This is a genomic window from Kitasatospora griseola (assembly GCF_014648555.1).
GTDB classification, from domain to species: domain Bacteria; phylum Actinomycetota; class Actinomycetes; order Streptomycetales; family Streptomycetaceae; genus Kitasatospora; species Kitasatospora griseola.
This window is the reverse complement of the sequence record NZ_BMRI01000003.1, coordinates 285,073-305,921: the sequence shown is the minus strand read 5'-3', so window position 1 is coordinate 305,921 and position 20,849 is coordinate 285,073. Positions and strand designations below refer to the sequence as shown.

13 protein-coding genes and 1 pseudogene are annotated in these 20,849 nt (G+C 75.1%); 12 read left to right on the top strand and 2 right to left on the bottom strand.

The genetic code is table 11. The features are described 5' to 3' along the window. The first annotated feature begins 72 nt into the window (after nt 1-72). The 5 genes from IEZ12_RS05505 to IEZ12_RS05485 all read left to right on the top strand — a co-directional run bounded on the left by IEZ12_RS05505 (nt 73) and on the right by IEZ12_RS05485 (nt 6,034). Nucleotides 73-1,599 carry a DUF3492 domain-containing protein gene (locus IEZ12_RS05505; protein WP_189271048.1) on the top strand — a complete coding sequence of 509 codons (1,527 nt, stop codon included), beginning with the start codon at nt 73-75 and terminating at the stop codon, nt 1,597-1,599. Further along, complete coding sequence (locus tag IEZ12_RS05500) at nt 1,596-2,690, top strand: hypothetical protein (RefSeq protein WP_189271047.1); 1,095 nt, start codon at nt 1,596-1,598, stop codon at nt 2,688-2,690. The genes IEZ12_RS05505 and IEZ12_RS05500 overlap by 4 nt, the downstream gene beginning before the upstream one ends. Next, nucleotides 2,687-3,631 (top strand): NAD-dependent epimerase/dehydratase family protein, encoded by a 945-nt coding sequence (locus IEZ12_RS05495; protein ID WP_189271046.1) that lies wholly within the window; start codon nt 2,687-2,689, stop codon nt 3,629-3,631. Before IEZ12_RS05500 ends, IEZ12_RS05495 begins: the two co-directional genes overlap by 4 nt. Nucleotides 3,632-3,793: 162 nt before the next feature. Next, a complete protein-coding gene (gene moeZ / locus IEZ12_RS05490; protein WP_043915930.1) occupies nt 3,794-4,972 on the top strand; it encodes an adenylyltransferase/sulfurtransferase MoeZ in 1,179 nt (392 codons plus the stop codon). A gap of 141 nt (nt 4,973-5,113) precedes the next feature. Further along, nucleotides 5,114-6,034 (top strand): NAD-dependent epimerase/dehydratase family protein, encoded by a 921-nt coding sequence (locus IEZ12_RS05485; RefSeq protein ID WP_189271045.1) that lies wholly within the window; start codon nt 5,114-5,116, stop codon nt 6,032-6,034. Nucleotides 6,035-6,038: 4 nt separating this feature from the next. On the opposite strand, the gene IEZ12_RS05480 is transcribed toward IEZ12_RS05485, so the two are convergent. Further along, nucleotides 6,039-8,813: a lysylphosphatidylglycerol synthase transmembrane domain-containing protein gene (locus IEZ12_RS05480; RefSeq protein ID WP_229847262.1), complete on the bottom strand. Its 2,775-nt coding sequence runs from the start codon at nt 8,811-8,813 to the stop codon at nt 6,039-6,041. A 144-nt stretch (nt 8,814-8,957) separates the two neighbouring features. On the opposite strand from IEZ12_RS05480, the gene IEZ12_RS05475 reads away from it, so the two are divergent. The 4 genes from IEZ12_RS05475 (at nt 8,958) to IEZ12_RS05460 (ending at nt 17,263) form a co-directional block, all read left to right on the top strand. After that, nucleotides 8,958-9,296, top strand: coding sequence for an MGMT family protein (locus IEZ12_RS05475; RefSeq protein ID WP_100588103.1), 339 nt, complete (start codon nt 8,958-8,960; stop codon nt 9,294-9,296). Nucleotides 9,297-9,437: 141 nt separating this feature from the next. Further along, nucleotides 9,438-12,710: an ATP-dependent helicase gene (locus IEZ12_RS05470; RefSeq protein ID WP_189271044.1), complete on the top strand. Its 3,273-nt coding sequence runs from the start codon at nt 9,438-9,440 to the stop codon at nt 12,708-12,710. After that, nucleotides 12,697-15,879: an ATP-dependent helicase gene (locus IEZ12_RS05465; RefSeq protein WP_189271043.1), complete on the top strand. Its 3,183-nt coding sequence runs from the start codon at nt 12,697-12,699 to the stop codon at nt 15,877-15,879. Before IEZ12_RS05470 ends, IEZ12_RS05465 begins: the two co-directional genes overlap by 14 nt. Nucleotides 15,880-16,075: 196 nt before the next feature. Further along, nucleotides 16,076-17,263, top strand: a complete 1,188-nt coding sequence (locus IEZ12_RS05460) for a PP2C family protein-serine/threonine phosphatase (protein ID WP_189271042.1) — start codon at nt 16,076-16,078, stop codon at nt 17,261-17,263. An 8-nt stretch (nt 17,264-17,271) separates the two neighbouring features. Here the strand turns inward: IEZ12_RS05460 and IEZ12_RS05455 are convergent, their stop codons facing one another. After that, entirely contained in the window at nt 17,272-18,183 is a 912-nt protein-coding gene (locus tag IEZ12_RS05455) for an endonuclease/exonuclease/phosphatase family protein (RefSeq protein WP_229847261.1), read from the bottom strand. A gap of 98 nt (nt 18,184-18,281) precedes the next feature. Between IEZ12_RS05455 and IEZ12_RS05450 the strand changes: the two genes are divergently transcribed. The 3 genes and pseudogenes from IEZ12_RS05450 to IEZ12_RS05440 all read left to right on the top strand — a co-directional run. Then, the gene (locus IEZ12_RS05450; protein WP_189271041.1) at nt 18,282-18,896 is read left to right on the top strand and encodes a PadR family transcriptional regulator; all 615 of its coding nucleotides are present in this window, start codon (nt 18,282-18,284) and stop codon (nt 18,894-18,896) included. Nucleotides 18,897-18,912: 16 nt separating this feature from the next. Then, complete coding sequence (locus IEZ12_RS05445; protein WP_189271040.1) at nt 18,913-19,677, top strand: ABC transporter ATP-binding protein; 765 nt, start codon at nt 18,913-18,915, stop codon at nt 19,675-19,677. Next, a pseudogene (locus IEZ12_RS05440) lies at nt 19,674-20,849 on the top strand (hypothetical protein); the annotation flags it as partial. The gene IEZ12_RS05445 and the pseudogene IEZ12_RS05440, both read left to right, overlap by 4 nt.

Here is a 20,849-nt window from a genome sequence, read left to right as displayed (position 1 = left end):
CGTCGAGCACGGACGCACTTCCTGTTGTCGTAGGGCCGGAACCCGTCGAAACGCTCGTGCTCAGGAGGCGTCGTGCGCATAGCTCTGCTCACCGAGGGCGGTCATTCCGTCGCACAGGGTGGTGAAGGGGGCTGGTGCGGCCGTCTGGTCGACGGCCTGCCCGAGCACGAATTCCGGCTCCACCGCCTGCTCCCGGCCGACCGCCCCGCCCCGCCCACCGGGGTTCGCGGCCTGCACGGCGTCCACGAACTGCCCATGTGGGGCCGCCGGCCGGCCGGGCGCGGGCCCACCTCGCTGCGCCGCCGCGGCTACGCCCGGGCGTACGAGGAACTGGTGCGTGCCCTGGTGATGCCCGGTGAACGGGCCGGTTTCGGGCCCGCGCTGTACCGGCTGGCCGCGCTCGGCCGGGAGGACGACGCGCTGCCCGCGTTCCTCGCCTCCGGCCACGCGCACCGCGTGCTGGAGCGGAGCTGGCGGATGCCCGGCGCCGACACCGCCGGCGGCCAGCCGCAGGTCTGCGACGTGCTGGTCGCCGCCGACCTGTTGGAGCAGTGCCTGCGGCCGCTGTCCGCGCCCTGGTACGGCACCGGCCCGGCCGGGCTCGGCGGGGCCGACCTGTGCCACGTGGTCGGCGGCGGGCCGGCCGCGCTGCCCGCGCTGGTCGCCCGCGAACTGCACGGCGTCCCGTTCGTGGTCACCGAGCACGGCCTGCACCTGCGCGAGCAGTACCGCGGCTACCGCTCCGCGCCCTACCGCTGGCCGGTGCGCGCCCTGCTGCTGTCGTTCTTCCGGCAGCTCGCCGAGGAGACCTACCGGCAGGCCGCCGTGCTCACTCCCGGCAGCGACTACGACCGCCAGTGGCAGCAGCGCTGCGGCGGCGACCCCGCCCGCACCCGGATCGTCCACGAGGGCACCCCCGCCACCGGGCGGGCCGCCGCCGGCGCCGAACCCGCGGCGCCCACCCTGGTCTGGGCCGGTGCGCTGGAGCCCGGCCGCGACCCCGAACTGATGCTGCACGCCTTCGCGCGAGTCCAGGCGGAACTGCCGGACGCTCGGCTGACCATGTACGGCGAGGAGGGCGCCCCCGGCTACCGCGCGCACTGCGAGGCGATCGCCGGACGGCTCGGCATCGCCGGGGCCGTCGAGTTCGCCGGGCGGCCGAGCAGCCTGGCCGCGGCCTGGGCGGCCGGCAGCGCCGTGGTGTTCAGCGCGCTCGCCCAGCGCAGCCCCCGGCTGCTCGCCGACGCCATGCTCAGCGGCCGCGCCGTGGTCGCCACCGAGGTCGGGGTGGCCCGCGAGGTGCTCGGCCCGACCGGGCTGCTGGTGCCGCCGCGCAGCCCGCGGGCCCTCGCCGGGGCCTGTCTGGCGCTGCTGCACGACCACGAGCGCCGCTGCCGCCTGGGCCTCGCCGGTCGGCTGCGGGCGCAGGAACGCTTCGGTGTCGAGCCCGTCGTCGGCGCGTTCCGCGAGATCTACCTCGAACTGGTCTCCCGCTACCCGGCGTTCCCGGCCCGGCCCGGCGCCCCCGCCCGGCCGTTCGCCCGCCCCGCCGAGTACTGGGTGGCGGCCGCCGCCCCCGCGCTCGCGGAGGCGGTGTGAGTCAGCCGCCGCCCGCCGATCCGGTCCGGGAACTCCTCGACGCCAACCGCGAGCTGTGCGAGCGGGCCGTCGATCCGCTGGAGATCGCCGCCGCCCTGGAGGACTCCGGCCTGGCCGCCGACGGCGCCGCCCGCTACCGGCACGCCGACGTCTTCGGCCTCGCCGAGGAGCTGTTCGCCCGGGTGCCGCGCCGACCGCCGGAACCCGAACCGCCGCCGCCCGACACCGCCGGACGGCTCCGGTCGCCGATCGCCGGGCCGGCCGGCGCGCTCGTCCACCTGCTGCCGCTGCTGCCGGCCGCCGCGCTCGGCGGGCCGGTCGGCGGGGCGCTGGCGGTGCTGGCGGGGGCGGGCGCGCACGCGCTGGCCGCCGGACCGGACGGCGGCGATGCGCCGCGGCCGTCCGCGGTCGCCGGGTGGCGGCCGGACGACGGGCTGCTCGACGGTCCGGCGGCGCCCGGCCCGCCGGGCCGCGGGCCGTCCCGGTGGTGGTCCGGCCGGTGGGCCGCGCTCGGCGAGGGGGCCGGCAGCGGACTGCTGCTCGCCCTGCTCTGCGCCGTCGCCCCCGCCTCGGCGCTGGTGGTCGCGCTCGGCGCGGTGAGCGCCCGGTGGGGCGCGGCCCGGCTGCGCCGGTTCGGGCAGCGGCAGACGGCGGTCGCCACGCTGGGGGAGTTCCGTTCCCGGCTGCGACCCGCGCTGCCGCTGGCCGTGCTGGCGCAGCTGGCGGTGCTCGCCGTGCTCGGCCGGGTCGTCGCGGGGGGCGGCTCCGGCCTCGGGTGGGCCGTGCTGCTGGTGGTCGGCGTGCTGCCGCTGCCGGCCGGCGTGCTCCGCGGCGCCGGGCGTCCCGGCGCGGCCGCGCTCGCCGTGCTGACGGCCGCGACCGGCGCCGCCGTGCTCTCGCTGCCCGGCCCCGCGCACTGGCTCGGGGCGCCGCCGCCGGGCCCGGTGCTGGCCGCCGCGCTCGGCCCGGCCGTTCTGCTGGCCGGGTACGCCTGGCCGCTGAGCGTCCGGCCGGGTGCGTACTCCGATGTGTCGTTCAGATCTCGTTGCCCGGCCGGTGCCGGGCCTGATGGAAGGACTTGGGCCCGATGAGGGTGCTGTTGCTGGGAGCCGACGGGTTCATCGGCCGGCGGGTCGCCGACCGGCTGCTGGCGGAGGAGGGGCTCCAGGTGACCGTGCTGGGCCGGGGCGATTCCGCCGACATCAGGTTCGACCTGGCCGCGGGGAGTCCGGGCGCGCTGGCCCGGTTCCTGGACGCGGTCGCGCCGCAGGTGGTGATCAACTGCGCCGGGGCCACCTACGGGACGTCGCGGGCGCTGATCCGGGCGAACACGCTGGCGGTGGCGACGGTCTGCGAGGCGATCCGGCGCAGCCGGGAGCCGGCCCGGCTGGTACACGTCGGGTCGGCGGCCGAGTACGGGCCGGCCCAGCCGGGCGGACCGATCCCGGAGAACGCGGAGCCGCGCCCGGTCGGGCCGTACGGGGTGTCGAAGCTGGCGGGCACCGAGCTGGTGCTGAGTTCGGGGCTGGACGCGCTGGTGCTGCGGGTGTTCGACGTGGTCGGCCCGGGCTCGCCGACGGCCTCGCTGTTCGGGCGGCTGGCGGAGGGCCTGCGGCGGGCGCTGGAGCAGGAGGAGGGCCAGGTGCGGATGCCGGACCTGTCCGGCTACCGGGATTTCGTGGACGTCCGGGACGTGGCGCGGGCGATCCAGGCGGCGGCGGTCTCCGCGGCCACCGGCGTGATCAACATCGGCAGCGGTCACGCGGTGCGGGCCCGGGAGGCGGCGCACCTGCTGGTCAGGGCGTCCGGTTTCGAGGGCACGATCAGCGAGGACGCCCGGCAGGTGGTGCTGCCCGCCCAGCAGACCGCCGCTGAGGGCGCCCGGACGGTCGAGGCACGGGCCGCCGCCGAGCCGGTGCAGTGGCGGCAGGCGGACGTCCGGACCGCCCGTGACCGTCTCGGATGGCGGACACAGGTCCCATTGGAGGAATCGCTCGGGGATGTCTGGCTGGAGACCGCCTGCCGGGTCTGATCCGGCCCGGCGCGGCCTGGCCAGGGGGTGCGGCGCGGGGTGCGAAGTCTCGCCATCCGGTGTAACCCGTCTCACCAAATGAAACTGCTGTCTCGGAATACCCCCGGCACGTGACACTGTTGGCGTAGTCGAACCGAGAAACTGACGACCATCGGAGTCCTTGTGTCGCTGCCACCCCTGGTCGAGCCGGCCGCCGAGCTCACCGTAGAAGAGGTCCGCCGGTACTCCCGCCACCTGATCATCCCCGACGTGGGGATGGACGGGCAGAAGCGGCTCAAGAACGCCAAGGTGCTGTGTGTCGGCGCCGGCGGTCTCGGCTCGCCCGCCCTGATGTACATGGCCGCCGCCGGCGTCGGCACGCTCGGCATCGTCGAGTTCGACACCGTCGACGAGTCGAACCTGCAGCGCCAGATCATCCACGGCCAGTCCGACATCGGCCGCTCCAAGGCCGAGTCCGCGCGCGACTCGGTCAAGGAGATCAACCCGCTGGTCGAGGTGATCCTGCACGAGGAGCGCCTCGACAACGACAACGTGATGGAGATCTTCTCCGGCTACGACCTGATCGTCGACGGCACCGACAACTTCGCCACCCGGTACCTGGTGAACGACGCTGCGGTGCTGCTCGGCAAGCCGTACGTGTGGGGCTCCATCTACCGCTTCGACGGCCAGGCCAGCGTGTTCTGGGCCGAGCACGGCCCGTGCTACCGCTGCCTGTACCCGGAGGCCCCGCCGCCGGGCATGGTCCCGTCCTGCGCCGAGGGCGGCGTGCTCGGCGTGCTGTGCGCGTCGATCGGCTCGATCCAGGTCAACGAGGCGATCAAGCTGCTGGCCGGCATCGGCGAGCCGCTGGTCGGCCGACTGATGATCTACGACGCCCTGGAGATGCAGTACCGCTCGGTGAAGGTCCGCAAGGACCCGAACTGCGCGCTGTGCGGCGAGAACCCGACCGTCACCGAGCTGATCGACTACGAGTCGTTCTGCGGTGTCGTCTCGGAGGAGGCCTCGGCCGCCGCCCTCGGCTCCACGATCACCTCCAAGCAGCTCAAGGAGTGGATCGACAACGGCGAGGACATCGACATCATCGACGTCCGCGAGGTCAACGAGTACGAGATCGTCAGCATCCCGGGCGCCCGGCTGATCCCGAAGAACGAGTTCCTGATGGGCAACGCCCTGCAGGACCTGCCGCAGGACAAGCGGATCGTGCTGCACTGCAAGACCGGTGTCCGCTCGGCCGAGGTGCTGGCCGTGCTCAAGTCCGCGGGCTTCGCGGACGCGGTGCACCTGGGTGGCGGCGTGATCGGCTGGGTCAACCAGATCGAGCCGGAGAAGCCCGTCTACTGACGGACGATCGACCCGACAGAGCATCAGCGAACCGCCCGACCAGGGGAATTCCCCCGGTCGGGCGGTTTTGCGTGACCATGGGCGCGGAACAGCACACCTGCGTCGGTCGGGGCGCACACGTTCGAGAGACGGGGGAGTCCCATGGGCAGGCACCTGGTGGTCGGCGCCGGTCCGGTGGGCTCGGCCACCGCACGGCTGCTCGCCGAGCGCGGCGAGGAGGTCGTGGTGGTCACCCGCACCGCCTCCGCCGCCGCCCCGCTGGACGGCGTGCCCCGCCTGCGGCTGGACGCGTCGGACGCGCAGGCCCTCGCCGAGGCCGCCGACGGCGCCGCGGTGCTCTACAACTGCGCCAACCCGCCCTACCACCGCTGGCCCGAGGTGTGGCCGCCGCTGGCCGCCTCGCTGCTCGCCGCCGCCGAGCGCAGCGGCGCGGTGCTGGCGACCGTCTCCAACCTGTACGGCTACGGCGCGGTGGACGGGCCGATGAGCCCGGACACGCCGCTGCGGCCGGTGTCCGACAAGGGCGAGGTGCGGGCCGCGATGTGGCACGACGCGCTGGCCGCGCACCGGGCGGGGCGGGTGCGGGTCACCGAGGTGCGGGGCTCCGACTACCTGGCGGCGAACGCGGCGGGCGTGCTCGACGACCGGGCGTTCTCCCGCGCCCTGGCCGGCCGGAGCGTGCAGGTCCTCGGCGACCCGGCCGCCCCGCACAGCTGGACGGCCCCGCAGGACGTCGCCCGGCTGCTGGCCGTGGTCGGCGCCGACGAGCGCGCCTGGGGCCGGGCCTGGCACGTGCCGAGCAACGCGCCGCGCAGCCAGCGGCAGGTGATCGCCGAGCTGTGCGCGGCCGCTGGGCGGCCCGCGGTGAAGGTCACCGGCATCCCCCGCCCGGTGCTGGCCCTGCTCGGCCTGGTCAATCCGACGATCCGCTCCGCCCGGGACACCGCCTACCAGTTCGAGCGCCCGTTCGTGCTCGACGACACCGCCACCCGCGAGACCTTCGGCCTGGCGCCGACGCCCTGGGACGAGATGCTCGCCCAGGTCGTCGCCGCGTACCCGTAGGGCCTTAGAGCGCGCTCCTGCGCTGGAGGATGTTGTAGGCGACCCAGCCCGGCAGGACGGGCAGCCAGAAGGTCAGCAGGCGGTACAGGAACACCGCCGGGGTGGCCGCGGTGAGCGGGACGCCGGCCGCGGTCAGGGCGCCGATCAGGGCGATCTCTACCGGGCCGATGCCGCCCGGGGTGGGGATCGCCGAACCGGCCGCGTTGGCGGTCAGGAACACCACGGCGACGGCCGAGTAGGTGACGTGCCCGCCGCCGCCGAACGCCTGCACCGAGGCGTCCAGGCAGGCCGTGAAGGACAGCGTCAGCAGCAGGATGCCGCCGAAGCCGGTGATCAACTTGCGCGGGGTCTGCATCAGGTCGAGCATCCGCGGGATCACGCCGAAGAGCAGCGAGCGGACCCGGGTCACCACGAACCGGCGCAGCGGGGCGACCGCGGCCACCACCAGGGCGAGCACCGCGGCGGACAGCACCCCGATGATCACCGCCCGGGACGCGCCCAGGTCCCCATTGGTCTGGGTGCCGGTGATCAGGCCGAAGGCGAACAGCAGCAGCAGGTGGCCGCCGAGCCCGGCCAGCTGGGAGGCGCCCACCGAGGCGGCGGCCTGCACCGGCCGGATCCCGGCCTTCTGCAGGTAGCGGGTGTTCAGCGCGATGCCGCCGACCGCCGCCGGGGCGACCAGCTTCACGAACGACCCCGCGACCTGCGCCGCGACCGTCCGCCCGAACGGCAGCTTCTCCGGGACGAACCCGGTCAGGCTCATCGCCGCCGCCACGTACGAGGCGGCCGCGGCGGCCAGTGCGGCCGCCGCCCAGGCCCAGTTCATCTGGGAGACCTTGAACTGGTCCGGCCGGATCGTGGTCAGAGCCAGGTAGGCGGCGAAGGTCAGCGCCACCAGCATGATCAGCGTCTTCGGCTTGAGCCGCTCCAGCTTGGCCGGGGCCATCGGCGCCTCGGGGGCGATCTGCAGGATCTGCCCGCGCAGCTTGGCCAGCAGGTCCTCGTTGGCCTGCGCGATGTCCTCCTCGGCCTGCTGCTGGGTGCGTTCGCCCGACGCGACCTGCTTGAGCGCCAGCGCCTTCGCGGCGGCCTTCCGCTCCTTGGTCATCCGCTTCAGGTCGCCGCGGGTCTGCCGGCTCAGGCCGACCGGCTGCAGCAGCGGCAGCGCCTCGGCGACCCGGGCCGGGCCGAGCACCTCGGTGGCGGCGGCCACCGCCCGCTCCGGGCCGGTGCGCAGCGCGAAGGTGGTGAGCAGCTGCGCGACGTCGATGCGCAGCGTCAGGTCGCCGGCCGCGATGTCGCCGCCGGACAGGTTGATCAGGCAGCCGGTGCGGTCGTCCACCGCCAGCAGGGACTCGCCGGTGAGACGGCGGTGCGCGATCCGGCGCTCGTGCAGGGTGGACACCGAGGTCCAGAACGAGGCCATCACCGCGTCGGTGACCTCCTCGTCGGCGAGCTCGTCCAGGGTGCGGCCGGCGACGTTCTCGTACACCAGGATCGCGGCGTCCGGGCCGAGCTCGGAGGTGGCGACCAGCTGCGGGGCGCGGGCCCCGGAGGCGGCGGCCGCGTAGGCGATCAGCGCCTCCTGTTCGAGTGCCTGGCGCAGTGACTGCGGGCTACGGCGGACCGCGACCGAGCGCAGCCGCAGCCGCCGCCAGGCCCGGTAGAAGAAGCCGGAGGCCTGCTGCTCGCGGTCGATGATGTGCACGTCCAGCAGCGGCCCCTGCTGTTGGACGACCAGGTAGCGGCGGGTGCCGCCGGGGCCGTCGGAGGCGGTGTGCGCGGCGGACGGGGTGAAGCCGACCTTGCGCAGGCCGATCATCAGGTGCTGCCCGGTCGGCCGGATGTTCGGCGAGCCGATCGCGTACAGCGTGCCGTACGCGACCGACCAGCCGATCAGCACGGTGAGCAGCAGCGACAGCGGGGTGGTGTAGCCGTTGACGAGTTCGGTCGCGCCGGAGAGGATCACCACGATCCACAGCGCGACCCGCCAGCGTGGTCGGCTCGACATGCCGACGGCCGTCATGTACGCGATCACCGGGGCGAGGTAGCCGTGCACCGGGTCGGTGAGGGTCTCCTCGTGGCCCGGCGGGAACTGGGTCAGCGCGTTGCGGATCTCCTCGGGGGCGCTGGCCGCGACCCACCAGTCGACGCCCAGCGAGACGCCGTAGGCGAGCACCGAGGCCAGTACGCCGTCGGCGACCCGCAGGCCGTCGCGTTTGATCAGCCGCTCCACCGCGAAGGCCAGCGGCACCGCCAGCACCGCGACCGAGGAGACCAGCGCGGAGATGGTGGACAGCAGGTCGGGGATCCGCTTGGCGTTGACCGTGATGTCGTTCTCGATGCCGCTGGTGGTGGAGACCGCCACCTGCGCCAGCACGAACACCGCGACGATGCCGAGCAGCCCGGCGAGGAAGCGCAGCAGGTCCGAGGGCCGGTGGGCGCGCGGCGGCAGCAGCGGTTCGTCGACCGCCAGGTAGTCGCCGGCCGGTTCCTCGGCCTCGGTCCCCTCTCCGGTCCGCTCGCCGGGGGGATGCCCGCCGGGTTGCTCGTCCTGGTGCTGGCCCGGTCGCTCCGGCGGCCGGTCCGGTGTGCCCGGACGGTCCGACCCGTCGTCCGGCGGCAGCTGAGCGGCCACCGCGTCCTCCCCCGTGTGGTGCGCGTCCCGCGCCCGGTGGCGCAGGTCGACCGGCGGGGCGTCCTGCGCCCGCGGGGCGGAACCGTCGGTGGCGGACTCCTCGGAGCCCTTGTCCACGTTCAATTCAGCCGTCCCGGTCATCTGGTCTTGTTCCCTCGCGTGTCGCACTGCCCCGAAGATGCTGCCATGCCCGGAACCCCGGTGCGGTCCAGGGGCAGTATCCCGCGCGCCGCATCGCTCGCACGGGGGTGCTGGAAATCGACCGGATGAGGAAGAATGCGGCGGATGACCGAGCAGGACGAGGTGCCCGAGATCCCGCCGTACGCGGAGGCCGTGCTCGACCTGGCCGAACGGATCCCGCCGGGCCGGGTGATGACCTACGGCGACGTCGCCGAGTACCTGGGCCGCGGCGGCCCCCGCCAGGTCGGCCGGGTGATGGCGATGTACGGCGGTTCGGTGCCCTGGTGGCGGGTGATCCGCGCGGACGGGCGGCCGCTGCCCGGCCACGAGCACCGGGCGCTGCCCGAGTACCGCGCCGAGGGCACCCCGCTGCGCACGGCGGCCGGCGAGCCGCGGGTCGACCTGCGGGCGGCGCGCTGGGACGGGACCGCTCCGGACGCCTGACCGCCCGACCGCCTGACCGGGGAAGGTGCGCCGGAGGGGTCTGTGGGTGCAGGATCGTAGGCTCGATGCGGCGGGCTCGTTCCCCGGAGAGTCCTTCGCCGATCCGCCCGCCACTGAACCGCCGTACGACCCTGGACCGCAGTGACCTCACCGTTCCGCCTGGTGCGCAGCCCCCTCGCGCAGCCCGAACCGCCCGTGCTGGACGCCTTCCAGCAGGCGGTGGTCGAGCACGCGTCGGGGCCGTTGCTGGTGCTCGCCGGGCCCGGCACCGGCAAGACCACCACGCTGGTCGAGGCGGTCGCCCGGCGGATCGCGGAGGGCGCCGCGCCCGACCGTGTGCTGGTTCTCACCTTCAGCCGCAAGGCGGCGATGGAGCTGCGCGACCGGATGACCGCCCGGATCGGCACCACCGTCCCGCAGGCCACCACCTTCCACTCGTTCTGCTACGCCCTGCTGCGCGCCCACCAGCCGCCCGAGGAGTACGCCGAGCCGCTGCGGCTGCTGTCCGGCCCCGAGCAGGACGTGATGGTCCGCGAGCTGCTGGCCGGCGGCGCCGAGGACGCCAAGGCGGGCACCGCGACCATCCGCTGGCCGCTCGACCTGCGGGCCTGCCTGACCACCCGCGGTTTCGCCGACGAGGTCCGCGCGGTGCTCGCCCGCAGCCGTGAGCTCGGTCTCGGCGAGGAGGAGCTGCTGCGCTTCGCGGAGGGCGTCCAGCGCCCCGACTGGGCCGCCGCCGCGCACTTCCTGGCCGAGTACCTGGACGTGCTCGACCTGCGCGGCGTCCTCGACTACGCCGAGCTCGTGCACCGCGCCGTGCTGCTCGCCGAACGCGCGGACGTCGCCGACCGGCTCCGCGACCGCTACGACGTGGTGTTCGTCGACGAGTACCAGGACACCGACCCGGCCCAAGTGCGGCTGCTGCAGCGGCTGGCCGGCGGCGGCCGGGACCTGGTGGCGGTCGGCGACCCCGACCAGTCGATCTACGCGTTCCGCGGCGCCGACGTGAACGGCATCCTGGAGTTCCCCGACGCGTTCCGGCAGACCGACGGCCGGCCCGCCGAGGTCAAGGTGCTGCGGGTGTCCCGGCGCTCCGGCGCGGTGCTGCTGGCCGCCTCCCGGGAGCTCGCCCGCCGGATGCCGATGGGCCGCCTCCCCGCCGACAAGCTCGCCGCGCACCGCGCCCTGCTGCCCTCCCGGGAGGGCGGCGGCGTCGAGGTGTACACCTATCCGACGCCCGGCGCCGAACTCGACTCGGTCGCCGACCTGCTGCGCCGCGCCCACCTGGAGGACGGCGTCCCCTGGGGCGAGATGGCGGTGCTGGTGCGGGCCGGCTCCCGGTCGATACCGGGCGTGCGCCGCGCGCTGGCCGCCGCCGGCGTGCCGCTGGAGATCGACGGCGACGACCTGCCGCTGCGCGAGGAACCCGCCGTCATCCCGCTGCTGCTCGCCCTGCGGGTCTGCGCCGAGGGCGAGGGCGCGCTGAGCGCCGACCTCGCGCACACCCTGCTCACCGGCCCGCTCGCCGCCCTGGACGGCTCCGACCTGCGCCGGCTCGGCCGCACCCTGCGCGAGGAGGAGCGCCGGGCCCTGGCCGAGGACGGGGTGGCCGGCGTGGTCCGCCCCGCCGAGGAACTCGTCCGCGAGGCGCTGGAGCGGCCCGAGCTGCTCGCCCTGCTGGACGCCCCGTACGCCCGGCGCGCCTACGAGTTCGGCGTGCTGCTGCGCAAGGTCCGCGAACTGCTGGCGGGCGGCGCGTCCGGCGAGGACGCGCTGTGGGAGCTGTGGGACGGCTCCCGGCGCTGGCGCGAACGCCTGGAGCGGGCCGCGCTGCGCGGCGGCGCGGTCGGCCGCAACGCCGACCGGGACCTGGACGCGCTGTGCGCGCTGTTCGAGACCGCCGCCCGCGCCGAGGAGCGGGTGTCCGGGCACCGCGGCGCGCTCGACCTGCTCGCCGAGGTCGAGGCGCAGGACATCGCCGCCGACACCCTGCACGTGCGCGCCCACCGCCCCGACGCCGTCCGGCTGATGACCGCGCACCGCTCCAAGGGCCTGGAGTGGCGGCTGGTCGTGGTGGCCGGCGTCCAGGAGGGCCTCTGGCCCGACCTGCGCCGCCGCGGCTCGCTGCTGGAGGCCGACCGGATCGGCCGCGACGGCCTCGCCGAGCCGCTGTCGCCCGCCGCGCTGCTCGCCGAGGAGCGCCGGCTGTTCTACGTCGCCGCGACCCGCGCCAAGGAACGCCTGGTGGTCACCGCCGTCAAGGCGCCCGCCGAGGACGGCGACGAGCCGTCCCGGTTCCTGCGCGAGCTGTACCGCGAGACCCTCGACCCGCGCACCGGCCGGGTGCTGGAGCGCGTCCCGCAGGTGAAGGTCGCCGACGTCACCGCCCGGCCGCGCCGCCCGCTCGCGGTGTCCGCGCTGGTCGCCGAGCTGCGCGCGGTCACCGTCGACCCGGCGCGCTCCCCGCAGCTGCGCCGGGCCGCCGCCGAGCGGCTCGCCACACTGGCCGGGGCGCTCGACGAGGAGGGCCGCCCGCTGGTCCCCGCCGCCCACCCCGACCAGTGGTGGGGCCTGGTCGACGCCACCGCCGCGCCGGAGCCGCTGCGCGAGCCCGGGCTGCCGGTGCGGCTGTCCGGCAGCGGCCTGGAGCAGCTGGAGTCCTGCGCGCTGCAGTGGTTCCTGGAGAAGGACGTGAAGGCGGGACGGACCGCCTCCGCCGCCCAGGGCTTCGGCAACGTGGTGCACGCCCTCGCCGACGAGGTCGGCTCCGGCCGCACCCCCGCCGACCTGGCCGTGCTGATGGAGCGCCTGGACACCGTCTGGGACGCCCTCGCGTTCGACGCGCCGTGGAAGTCCCAGCAGGAGAAGACCGAGGCCCGGGCCGCCCTGGAGCGCTTCCTGCGCTGGCACGTGCTGGAACGCGACCGCACCACCGTCGCCACCGAGCACGGCTTCGATCTCACCCTGGACGTCGGCGGCGTCGCGGTGCGCATCCGCGGCTCGATGGACCGGGTCGAGGCCGACCGGGTGGGCCGCGCGTACGTGGTCGACTTCAAGACCGGCAAGCAGATCCCCACCGACAAGTCGCTGCCCGAGCACCGCCAGCTCGCCGTCTACCAGCTGGCGGTGCGCGGCGGCGCGCTCGACGGCCTGCCCGGCTTCGAGCAGGGCGCCGCCCCCGGCGGCGCCGAACTGGTCCACCTGCGGGAGCCCGCCAAGGGCGACCCGGAGGCCCCCAAGGTGCAGCAGCAGCTGCCGCCCGATGGCGACCCGTGGATCGAGAACCTGCTCGCCGACACCGCCGGCCGGGTGCTCGCCGAGAGGTTCACCCCCACCGCGGGCGAGCGTTGCGGCCGCTGCGCGTTCCGCGGCAGCTGCTCCGCGCAGCGGGACGGCCGGCATGTCGTCGACTGAGCCGTTGAACCACCCGGCCCAGCTCCGCGAACTCCTCGGCATCCCGTTCAACGCCGAGCAGTTGGCGGCCATCGGCGCGCCCATGGCCCCGGGCGTGATCGTGGCCGGCGCGGGCTCCGGCAAGACCACCGTGATGGCCGCCCGGGTGGTCTGGCTGGTCGGCTCCGGCGCGGTGCGCCCCGAGCAGGTGCTCGGCCTGACCTTCACCAACAAGGCCGCGGGCGAGCTCGCCGAACGCGTCCGCGCCTCGCTGCTGCGGGCCGGGGTGCGCGAGGACGACGCGCTCGGCGACCCGCAGATCTCCACGTACCACGCCTTCGCCGGCACCCTGCTCAAGGAGCACGGCCTGCGGCTGGGCATCGAGCCCGACGTCCGGCTGCTCGCCGACGCCACCCGCTTCCAGCTCGCCGCCCGGGTGCTGCGCCAGGCCCGCGGCCCGTACCCGGCGCTCACCGGCACCTTCTCCTCGCTGGTCGCCGAACTGATCGCCCTCGACTCCGAACTGGCCGAGCACCTGGTCGAGCCTTCGCGGCTGCGGGACTGGGACGAGCACCTGCTCGACGAGCTGGCCGTGCTGAAACTCTCCAACGACGACCTGCGGGCCGTCCCGAAGGCCGCCCGCGGCCGGCAGGAGCTGCTGCACCTGGTCGAGGACTACCGGGCCCGCAAGCAGAAGCTCGGCCTGCTCGACTTCGGCGACCAGATCGCCGCCTCCGCCCGGCTCGCCCAGCAGCGCCCCGAGGTCGGCCGGCTGCTGCGCGAGCAGTACCGGGTGGTGCTGCTGGACGAGTACCAGGACACCTCGGTCGCCCAGCGCCTGATGCTGGCCGGCCTGTTCGGCGGTTCCGGGAGCGCCGGACACCCCGTCACCGCGGTCGGCGACCCCTGCCAGGCGATCTACGGCTGGCGCGGCGCCTCGGTCGCCAACCTGGACGACTTCCCGCACCACTTCCCGCAGGCCGACGGCAGCCCCGCGCACCGCTTCGCGCTCAGCGAGAACCGCCGCAGCGGCGGTCGGCTGCTCGCCTTCGCCAACGAACTGGCCTTTGATCTACGCGAGATGCACGAGGGCGTGGAGGCGCTGCGGCCCGCGCCCGGCGCCGAACTCGACGGATTCGTGCGGGCCGCGCTGCTGCCCACCCACGCCGACGAGGTGGACTGGCTGGCCGACTCGATCGACCACCTGGTGCGCACCGGCACCGCGCCCGGCCGGATCGCCGTGCTCTGCCGGGCCGGCGCCGCCTTCCCCGACATCCACGCCGCGCTGGTGGCGCGGAGCGTCCCGGTCGAGGTGGTCGGCCTCGGCGGGCTGCTGCAACTCCCGGAGGTCGCCGACCTGGTGGCGGTCTGCGAGGTGCTGCAGGACCCGACCGCGAACGCCGCCCTGGTGCGCCTGCTGATCGGCCCGCGCTGGCGGATCGGCCCGCGCGACCTGGCGCTGCTCGGCCGCCGTGCCGCCGACCTGGTGCGCACCGCCCGGCTCGGCGACCAGGACCCGCTCGCCGCCGCCGTCGCCGAGACCGACCCCACCGAGGTGGTGTCGCTGGCCGACGCGCTGGAGACCTTCGTGGACGCCGAGCAGCCTGACGAGCTGCCGTTCTCCCCGGAGGCCCGGGTGCGGTTCGCCCGCTTCGCGCGGGAGATCCGCGACCTGCGCCGGACGCTGGCCGAGCCGCTGATGGACGTGCTGCACCGGGTGCTGGCCGTCACCGGTCTGGAGGTCGAACTCTCCGCCTCCCCGCTGGCGCTGGCCGCCCGCCGCCGGGAGACCCTGCACTCCTTCCTGGACATCGCCGCGTCCTTCGCCGACCTGGACGGCGACCCGGGCCTGGCCGCCTTCCTGGCCTTCCTGCGGGCCGCCCAGGAGTACGAGCGCGGTCTGGACGCCGGGCTGCCCGGCGGCGAGGACACCGTCAAGGTGCTCACCGCGCACAAGTCCAAGGGCCTGGAGTGGGACGTGGTCGCCGTGCCCGGCCTGGTCAAGGGCGGCTTCCCGTCCGGGCAGGGCCGGGAGCGCTGGACCTCCACCCGCAAGGTGCTGCCGCACGCGCTGCGCGGCGACGCCGCCACGCTGCCCGCCGACCCGGCGTGGAACGCCAAGGGCATGGGCCTGTTCAAGAAGGAGATGGCCCACCACGCCGAGGTGGAGGAACTGCGGCTCGGCTACGTCGCGTTCACCCGCCCGCGGTCGCTGCTGCTGGCCTCCGGCCACTGGTGGGGGCCCTCGCAGAAGCGCCGCCGCGGACCGTCCGACTTCCTGCTGAAGCTGCGCGCGCACGCCGAGCGGCCCGGCAACGGCGAGGTCGAGCAGTGGGCCGAGGCGCCGGCGGACGACGCGCAGAACCCGGCGTTCGACGTGTCCGTGGAGACCCCCTGGCCGCTGCCGCTGGACCCGTCCGCGCAGCACGCCCGCCGCCGGGTCGCGGACGTGGTCCGCCACCGCCTGGCCGGTGCGCCCGCAGCCGAGCCGGAGCAGCTGGGGGTGGAGGACCAGCGGCTGGTGGCCTCCTGGGACCGCGACCTGACGGCGCTGCTCGGCGAGTTGGAGCGCTCCCGGCGCACCGTCCGGGAGGTCGAGCTGCCCGCCTCGCTGTCCGCCACCGAGCTGATGCGGCTGGCCGCCGACCCGGACGGCTTCGCCCGCGAACTCGCCCGCCCGATGCCCCGCCCGCCCGCGCCCGCCGCCCGCCGCGGCACCCGCTTCCACGCCTGGGTGCAGGCCCGCTTCGACCAGCCGCTGCTGCTCGGCCCGGACGCGCTGCCCGGCCTGGACGCCGAGGAGATCGAGGACGAGCGCGACCTGGAGCGCCTCAAGGAGGCGTTCCTGCGCGGCCCGTACGCCGGCCGCACCCCGTACCGGGTCGAGGCGCCGTTCCAACTGGTGCTGGCGGGACGGGTGGTGCGCGGCCGGATCGACGCGGTCTACCGGGACGCGGACGGTGGCGCAGGGTCACCGCGCTACGAGGTGGTGGACTGGAAGACCGGCCGGGAGGACAGCGGCGACCCGCTGCAGCTCGCTGTCTACCGCCTCGCCTGGGCCGAGCAGGCGGGCGTTCCGGTGGAGCAGGTCACGGCCTCGTTCTGCTACGTGCGCAGCGGCCGGATCGAAACACCGTCAGGACTTCCCGGCCGAAAAGAGTTGAGCGATCTTCTGATCGGGAATAGGTAGAAAAGAGTCACTCAGAGCATTCAACCCGTCACGAGATCAAGCGAAACCTGTGCGCCCTGCACGTTTCGTGCCTATTGTGGGGTCGGTAACCGGTCATCCTCCCGTACTCCGGCCGCCGTCAGGGCCCCGACCCCCTGACCTCCCGTCAGACCCGCAGGTGCCGCAGCACCCGCACCTTCCGCTGGAGAGACCGACGTTGAGCGCGACCGGATGGATCAGGGACGTCCTCCACGGCCCCACCCCAGGGCCGGTACCCAACACCGTCACCGGCACATGGCCCAAGACCTCGCACGCCCTGCCGCTGATCGGCATGGCCCTGGTGGTCTCCCTCGACCTGCTGACGAACAGCCAGGTCACCGTCGAACCCGCACTGACCGCCGTCCCCGCCCTCGCCGCCGTGGTCTCCCGGCGGACCTGGTACCCGCTGCTGACCGGCGCGCTCGCCGAGCTGTGCGCCTTCGGCATGGCCTGGTACAACGACGTGCTCGGCCAGTCCGTGCACACCGCCACCGTCGCCGCGATCGTGCTGATCGCCGGCATCGGCCACCTCAGCGCCACCCTCCGACTGCGTCAGGAACTCGCCCTCGCCGAGGCCCAGTTGGTCGCCGAGGTCGCCCGCCGGGTGCTGCTGCGCCCGGTGCCCGAACGGGTCGGGCCGGTGCGCGCCGCGGTCCGCTACGCCGCCGCCGCCGCGCACGCCTCGATCGGCGGCGACCTGTACGAGGTGGTCAACACCCGGCACGGGGTGCGCGCCGTGATGGGCGACGTCCGCGGCAAGGGCCTGGCCGCGGTGGAGACCGCCGCAGCCGTGCTCGGCGCGTTCCGCGAGGCCGCCCACCAGGAGCCCGAGCTGGACCGGGTGGCGGGCTGGCTCGCCGTCAGCCTGGACCGTGCCCTGCACGAGAACGACCACCCCGGCGTGGAGGAGGAGTTCGTCACCCTGGTGCTGCTCGGGGTCCGCCCCGACGGCGCCCTGGAGATCGCCAACTGCGGCCACCCCGCGCCCGTCCTGCTCCGCGGCGAGGACGCGCCCCGGCTGCTGGCCGCCGACGAGACCGTCCCGCCGCTCGGGGTGCTCGACCCCGGCGACGTCTGCCCGCCGCTCCAGCGGCTCGCCGCCGAACCCGGCGACCGCATCCTGCTGTACACCGACGGCGTCATCGAGGCCCGCGACCACCGCGGCGCCTTCTACCCGCTCACCGACCGGCTGCCGCTGCTCGCCGACAGCGGCCCCGTCGAGGTCCTGCGCCGCCTGCACGACGACGTGGTCCGGCACGTCGGGCACAAGCTCGGCGACGACGCGGCCATGCTGATGCTCCAGTTCGACCCGGTGCTGCTGCCCGCCCAGCAGCAGGCCGGGGCTCCGGTCGGGCGCACCCGCTAGCCGGCCCGTCAGACGTCGATCTCCACCACCAGCGGCCGGTGGTCGGACACCCCGGTGCGCGGCGCCGAGACCGAGCCGACCGTGCTGCGCGGCACGCCGATGCCCAGGATGTGGTCGAACTGCACGGTCGGCCGGTGCGAGGGGTAGGTGGGGGTGCGGGCCAGGTCGTACCAGCCCTGCAGGCGGGTGCGGCGGGCGGTGCGGACGCGCTCCCGGGCGGCGGTGCGCTGGATCGCGTGCGCCGAGCCGAGCACTGTGCGCGGCACCGCGCCGATCAGGTTGAAGTCGCCGAGCACCAGGTACGGCTGCGGCAGGTCGGCGATCCAGCGGCGGATCGCGGCCAGCTGCGCGACGTTCCAGCCCGGCACGAACGACAGGTGCGCGGCGACCACGGTGAACTCCCCGGCCGGTCCGGCCAGCACCGCCGCCAGCGCGGCCCGCGGCTCGTCCGGCACCGCGGTCAGCCCGCGCCGCCCGGCCACCCGCAGCGGCAGCCCGAACGGCGCGGGGGCGAACCGGCGGGCCCGCCAGTGCAGCACCGGCAGCCGGGTCAGCAGCGCCGTGCCGTACGCGGGCCGTTCGGCGCCGTCGTCCGCCTCGGCGGGCCCGTACACCTGGAGGCCCGGGACGGCCGGGTCGGTGACCCAGCCGGCCGAGGGGGCGGGCGTGCCGTGCAGCGCGGCGGCGAAGCGCCAGTCGGCGGCGCCCATCGCCTTGGCGGAGACCGCCGCCTGGTCGGTGCGGCCGGAGCGCCGCTGGCCGCGGTCGACCTCCTGGAGGGCGAGCACGTCGGCGTCCAGCGCGGCGACGGCGTCGGCCAGCGGGGCGCCCGGCTCGATCGGGTAGGGCGCGGGGCTGCCGTCGGCGGCGACCGGCTGGCCGTGCAGCAGGTTGAACGTGGCGATCCGCAGAGTGGTCACGGAGCCGACCGTACCGGGTGGGGGTGAACGGGACGGCGGCCCCGAACGGCGGAGGCGCGGGTTGAGCGGCCCGACCATACCGGGTATACATACTCGGTATGTCGATCCGTCACGGTCTGCTCGCCCTGCTCGACCAGGGCCCGCGCTACGGCTACCAGCTGCGATCCGAGTTCGAGGCCCGCACCGGGGCGACCTGGCCCCTGAACGTCGGCCAGGTCTACACCACCCTGGGCCGACTGGAGCGCGACGGCCTGGTCGAGTCCGCGGGCGAGGACGACGAGGGCCACCAGTTCTACGCCGTCACCGATGAGGGACGCGTGGAACTGCGCCGCTGGTTCGACACCCGGGTGCCGCGCACCAATCCGCCGCGCGACGAACTGGCGATCAAGCTGGCGATGGCGGTGACCGTCCCGGGAGTGGACGTCACCGGCGTCGTCCAGGGCCAGCGCCGGCACAGCATGAAGGCGCTGCAGGACTACACCCGGCTCAAGGGCCGGGCGCTGGCCGCCGACACCGGCGACGGCGCGGACCTGGCCTGGCTGCTGGTGCTGGAGCAGTTGATCTTCCAGACCGAGGCGGAGATCCGCTGGCTGGACCACTGCGAATCCCGGCTCGGCCAGTACGCCGAGCGACAGGCCGCTGCCACGGCCGAACCCGGCGCCGCGCCGCCCGCGCGCCGCGCCGTCAAGAGCCGCGCCCGCGGCCGCCTCTGAAACTCCTGGGGGAGCGATGACCGAACAACTCAAGCCGGCTCAGCCCGTGCTGCACCTGGACCGGGTCAGCCGGGTGCACGGCCACGGCGCGGCCGAGGTGCACGCGCTGCGCGCCGTCGACCTGAAGGTGTACCCGGGCGAACTGGTCGCCGTGATGGGGCCCTCCGGCTCCGGCAAATCCACCCTGCTGACCCTGGCCGGCGGCCTCGACAGCCCGAGCGGCGGCCAGGTGCTGGTCGAGGGGATCGTGCTCGGCAGCCTCGACCGCAAGAAGCTCGCCGCGGTCCGCCGCCGCTCCGTCGGCTACGTCTTCCAGGACTACAACCTGATCCCGGCGCTCACCGCCGCCGAGAACATCGCGCTGCCCCGCGAGCTCGACGGGACATCCGCCAGCGCCGCCCGCAAGGAGGCGCTCGCCGCGCTGGAGGAGCTCGGCATCGCCGAGCTCGCCGACCGCTTCCCCGACGACATGTCGGGCGGCCAGCAGCAGCGCGTCGCCATCGCCCGCGCCCTGATCGGCGACCGCCGCCTGGTGCTCGCCGACGAGCCCACCGGCGCCCTCGACTCCACCACCGGCGAATCCGTGCTCGCCGTGCTGCGTGCCCGCTGCGACGCCGGCGCCGCCGCCATGATGGTCACCCACGAGGCCCGGCACGCCGCCTGGGCGGACCGGGTGGTGTTCCTGCGCGACGGCCTGCTGGTCGACGAGACCGCCCGGCAGGACGCCGGCACCCTGCTGGTCACCGCTGCCGCCAACGCGCTGAAGGGCAAGGACCAGTGAGGCTGACCGCCTGGCGGGCAGCCCTGCGGATCGCCCGCCGAGACGCCATGCGCGCCAAGGGCCGCAGCGCCCTGGTGGTGGCGATGATCGCGCTGCCGATCCTCGGCGTGGCCGGCGTCGACGTGGTCGCCCGCAGCGCCCAGCTGGAACCGAGCGAGAAGGTCGCCCGGGTGATGGGCACCGCCGACGCCCGGATCGGCGTGGCCCAGCGCGGCGACATCGTGCTGCAGGCGCCCAACCCCGACGACGAGACCCAGACCGGCGGGCCCGGCCGCGACGGACAGCCGCGGACGAAGACCCCGGAGGAGAAGCGCAGCGCGGACACCGAGCCCGCCGACCTGATCAAGGAGCTGCTCCCGGCCGGCACCAAGCTGGTGCCGATGCCCGCCGGGCCGCGCACCACGGTCACCACCAAAGAGGGCCGGATGACGGCCGAGGCCGTCGAGGTCGACCTGTCCGACCCGGTGTGGCACGGCATGGTGAACAGGCTCCGCGGCACCCTCCCGGCCCAGCCGAACGAGATGGCCGCCACCCAGGAGTTCCTGAACCAGTCCGGGCTGCGGCTCGGCGACTCCACCGCGATCCACGGCCTGGAGGCCAAGCCGTTCACCATCACGGCCGTCGTCGAGATCCCCGCCGACCTCAAGCGCGTCGAACTGTTCGCCCGCCCCGGCAGCGTGATCGCCCCGCTGGCGCAGGCCGACCCGGAGCGGGCGGCCACCCCGGAGAGCAGCGACACCTGGCTGGTCCAGCTGCCCGCCGGAGCGGCCGCGCTGGACTGGCCGAAGGTGCTGGAGCTCAACAAGTACGGCTTCGCGGTCAGCTCCAAGGCCGTCCTGATGAACCCGCCCGCCCGCTCCGAGGTGCCGCTGTACCAGCAGCCCGGGCGGCAGACCTACGGCGGCATCGACAAGATGACCGTCGCGATCGCCGGCACCGTGGTCGGCATGGCCCTGCTGGAGATCGTGCTGCTCGCCGGACCGGCCTTCGCGGTCGGCGCCCGCCGCTCGCGCCGCCAGCTCGGCCTGCTCGCCGCCGGCGGCGGCGACCGCGGGCACGTGCGCGCGGTGGTGCTCGGCGGCGGAGTGGTGCTCGGCGTGACCGGCGCGCTGACCGGCCTGGTGCTCGCGATCCTGCTGGTCGCGGTGTTCCGCGACAACGCCGAACAGTTC

What these genes read in the sequence shown, in the direction of transcription:
- IEZ12_RS05495 (WP_189271046.1), top strand. Translation starts at nt 2,687, where the DNA reads ATGAGGGTGCTGTTGCTGGGAGCCGACGGGTTCATCGGCCGGCGGGTC.
- IEZ12_RS05485 (WP_189271045.1), top strand. Translation starts at nt 5,114, where the DNA reads ATGGGCAGGCACCTGGTGGTCGGCGCCGGTCCGGTGGGCTCGGCCACC.
- IEZ12_RS05480 (WP_229847262.1), bottom strand. Translation starts at nt 8,813, where the DNA reads ATGACCGGGACGGCTGAATTGAACGTGGACAAGGGCTCCGAGGAGTCC.
- IEZ12_RS05475 (WP_100588103.1), top strand. Translation starts at nt 8,958, where the DNA reads ATGACCGAGCAGGACGAGGTGCCCGAGATCCCGCCGTACGCGGAGGCC.
- IEZ12_RS05465 (WP_189271043.1), top strand. Translation starts at nt 12,697, where the DNA reads ATGTCGTCGACTGAGCCGTTGAACCACCCGGCCCAGCTCCGCGAACTC.
- IEZ12_RS05450 (WP_189271041.1), top strand. Translation starts at nt 18,282, where the DNA reads ATGTCGATCCGTCACGGTCTGCTCGCCCTGCTCGACCAGGGCCCGCGC.
- IEZ12_RS05445 (WP_189271040.1), top strand. Translation starts at nt 18,913, where the DNA reads ATGACCGAACAACTCAAGCCGGCTCAGCCCGTGCTGCACCTGGACCGG.